This window comes from Shewanella sp. 11B5 (assembly GCF_002836795.1).
Lineage (GTDB): Bacteria > Pseudomonadota > Gammaproteobacteria > Enterobacterales > Shewanellaceae > Shewanella > Shewanella frigidimarina.
The window spans coordinates 1-3,518 of sequence record NZ_PJAP01000861.1; the positions used below are offsets into that span (position 1 = coordinate 1).

Consider the following 3,518-nt stretch of genomic DNA (forward strand, 5'->3'; position numbering starts at 1 on the left):
AACCAAGTTAAGTTATTTCTTAACAAAGTCAACACAAGCCAGTAATGTAAATGTAACTAGTTACTTACACAAGAATAAATACTTAAAAAAAGTGAATTTAAAAGCTTTTGATATGGAGATCAAATGAGTGACAAAACCCTAGTTAGTGCCCACTTTCATGCAAACCTAGGTCTGTACTGGTTATTGTCTGGCAGCGTATTTCTTTTCCTAAGTGTCGTTGGTATTCCATTGTTATTATTATGGTTTCCCCTAGGATTACTGGCGACAAAGCGTTACATCAATAACATGAGTGCTGAATTAACCGAGCAAAAACTCATCGTCCGCAAAGGGTTGTTTACTCGAACAGAAAATACCGTTCCATTGGATAAAATCACCGATATGGCACTTATCCAAGGTCCCATTATGCGCATGTTTGGCATTCATAAACTTACCGTAGAAACCGCCGGGCAATCTGGCGCTGGGGCGTTAATTAGCTTAATTGGCGTCATAAATGTAGTCGATTTTAGAGCACAAGTACTGGCACAAAAAACACAACTCAGTGAACGGCAAAACAGCGCATCAGCTCGTCCAAATACCGATGTATTAATCCTCGACAATCTACAACAAATGAACGCCACCTTATTGCGAATAGAACAATCATTAACCGCTAAACAATCAAACTAGGTCTTTTTTAACATGCTTAATCAACAAACTGCATCAGCCTTACCGTGGGTCTCTCGTGTTAGCACACTGTTTAAAGCCACAGGACCAGGAATCTTAATGGCCGCCGCCGCGATTGGCGCTTCTCACCTAGTGGCCTCAACTCGAGCAGGTGCCGAATTTGGTTGGCAACTGGCGTGGCTCATTTTATTAGTCAATATCGTTAAGTATCCTTTCTTCGCGGCTGGCGCTCGCTACACCGCAGCAACTGATGAGAGTTTATTGCACGGTTATCAAAAGCAAGGGCGCGGGTATTTGATGCTGTTTACTGGGCTTAATGTTATTGCCGCCATTGCCAGTACGGCTGGGGTATGTATGTTAACGGCGGCAATGTTAACCCAGTTTATTCCGCTATCAATTGACGTATTAGCGCTGATTGTATTGGCCAGCTCATTAGCATTATTAATTTTCGGCCACTACAAACTGCTTGATAAAATGACTAAAATTATCATGTTGGCTCTTACGCTAACCACCTTAGTCGCCGTGGCATTAGCCTTCAATCGTTATAGCGGATTCGGCACTCCAGTGGTCAGTGAATCTCCTTGGCAATGGGCATACGTCGGTTTTTTAGTAGCTATGATGGGTTGGATGCCAGCTCCGATAGAGGTAAGTACTTGGAACTCGTTATGGTTAATAGAAAAACGTAAAACCCAAACGGTAACTGCCAAGCAGGCTATTTTTGATTTTAATCTAGGCTATGTCACCACGGCATTACTGGCGATTGTATTTTTAGCGTTAGGCGCATTAGTGATGCACGGCAGTGGCGAGCGTTTTTCAGACTCAGGTGCGGTATTTGCCTCACAATTGATCACCCTTTATAGCCAAGTCATGGGCAATGAAAGCCGCTATCTAATTGGGATTGTTGCATTTTTATGTATATTTAGTACCACGGTTACCGTGATAGATGGCTACAGTCGCACACTTGATATGGGCTGGCGATTACTGTCTCACAACACGTCACCACGCAGTTATTTAACCCAGGTGATGCTCGGGATCAGCGCGCTTGGTTTATTACTCATTTTATTCTTTAAAGGCGCCTTATTACCGCTGCTTGAATTTGTGATGATCCTTGCCTTTATGACTACCGTTATTTTTGCATGGCTTAACTTCCGTTTAATGACAAGTAACACCTTGGCTAAAAAACATCGTTATGGCCGTGTGATGGTTGGGTTGTCTTGGATTGGTTTATTGTATTTAGTTAGCTTCGCTATCTTGTTTATTTATTGGTATTTCACAAAATAATCTCACTAAAAGCCTAGAGGCTAGGACGCTACGCGGCTAGATCCTATAAAATCAACAGCCTAACAGCGAAGCGACACTAGCAGGCCGAAGCTCGCCCTAGCAGCGAAGCGACACTAGCTGCGTTAGAAATCGATTGCAGCTCAAGCAGGATTAATCTGACTAATCAGTGATTACCCGCTATAATAGTGTTTCGTCAACTGACCTAAACCATTTATGCGCAGCCGCGCCAGAGAACCTTATGATTAACAATGATATTCTTCGCCGTATTCGCTTTGTGTTTGACTATTCAAATGCCAAAATGATTAACATTTTCAGCCAAGCCAAAGTAGACATGTCTTCAGAGCAAATTATTGCGCTGTTGAAAAAAGAGGAAGAAGAAGGTTATCAAGCGTGTAATGACACATTAATGTGCCAATTCTTAGATGGTTTGATCATTCAAAATCGTGGTTTAAAGCCTGGAGCTGAAGTACCAGTGCCTTTAAAGCAACTGACTAATAATCTTATATTCAAAAAATTACGCGTAGCGCTAGAAATGCGTGAAGAAGATATTATTGCCGCATTAGCTTTAGCAGATTTTTCAATGACTAAATCTGAACTAGGTGCGCTATTCCGTAACCCTGACCATAAAAACTATAAACCTTGTGGCGACCAGGTGTTAAGAAACTTCGTTAAAGGTTTATCAATCAAACATCGCGGTAAGTAATATTCGTTAGGATGTTGAGATAATACTTTATTAATGCGTAGCTTAGGCTGCGCATTTTTGTTTATGGCGTTTACATTTAAACAATAATAATTTTGCATTTACACCATGCGATTGTTCACATAGTAATGACACAATAGTAAGTGATGAGTAGAAGTACCTAACAATAATGTGATTTTACTCACTTAACAGACCACAAAAAAGATCAGACGTGATAATCTACAATCATAAAAAAAACCAGCCCTATTCTAATAACGATCTAACTGGATCTAACACATTAAGGTTCCCCATGGACGATAACAAACGCCCCCTCTATCTTCCTTTTGCCGGCCCAGCGATTCTTGAATCACCTCTGCTTAATAAAGGCAGTGCATTTAGTGAAGAAGAACGAATTTATTTCAACCTCGAAGGCCTCATTCCTTGGGTAATTGAAACCATTGATGAGCAAGCCGCTCGCGCTTACGCACAATTTAAAAACTTCACCAATGATCTCGATAAGCACATTTATTTGCGCAATATTCAGGATACTAACGAAACCTTATTTTATCGTTTAGTGCGTAATAACATCAGTGAAATGATGCCGATTATCTACACGCCTACAGTCGGCTTAGCCTGTGAACGCTTCTCTAAAAATTACCGTCGTAATCGTGGCTTATTCATTTCGTATCCTAACAAAGATCGCATTGATGATATTTTAAATAACTCGACTCGCCATAAAGTCAAAGTCATCGTGGTGACAGACGGAGAACGTATTCTCGGTTTAGGCGACCAAGGCATAGGCGGTATGGGGATCCCAATTGGTAAATTATCGCTATACACTAGTTGTGGTGGCATAAGCCCGGCGTATTGTCTTGCTGTGACGTTAGATGTTGGTACT

General features: G+C 41.2%; 3 protein-coding genes and 1 pseudogene. All 4 read left to right on the forward strand.

Annotated features, from left to right (window positions below; translation table 11 throughout):
- Positions 1-123: 123 nt before the first annotated feature.
- A complete protein-coding gene (locus CXF78_RS17280; protein WP_011636312.1) occupies positions 124-663 on the forward strand; it encodes a PH domain-containing protein in 540 nt (179 codons plus the stop codon).
- Between the two features lie 12 nt (positions 664-675).
- On the forward strand, positions 676-1,941 hold the full coding sequence (locus CXF78_RS17285; protein WP_011636311.1) for an Nramp family divalent metal transporter: 1,266 nt from the start codon (positions 676-678) through the stop codon (positions 1,939-1,941).
- Between the two features lie 238 nt (positions 1,942-2,179).
- The gene (locus CXF78_RS17290; RefSeq protein ID WP_011636310.1) at positions 2,180-2,644 is read left to right on the forward strand and encodes a YehS family protein; all 465 of its coding nucleotides are present in this window, start codon (positions 2,180-2,182) and stop codon (positions 2,642-2,644) included.
- 286 nt (positions 2,645-2,930) lie between these two features.
- Positions 2,931-3,518: pseudogene (locus CXF78_RS17295) on the forward strand (NAD-dependent malic enzyme); the annotation flags it as partial.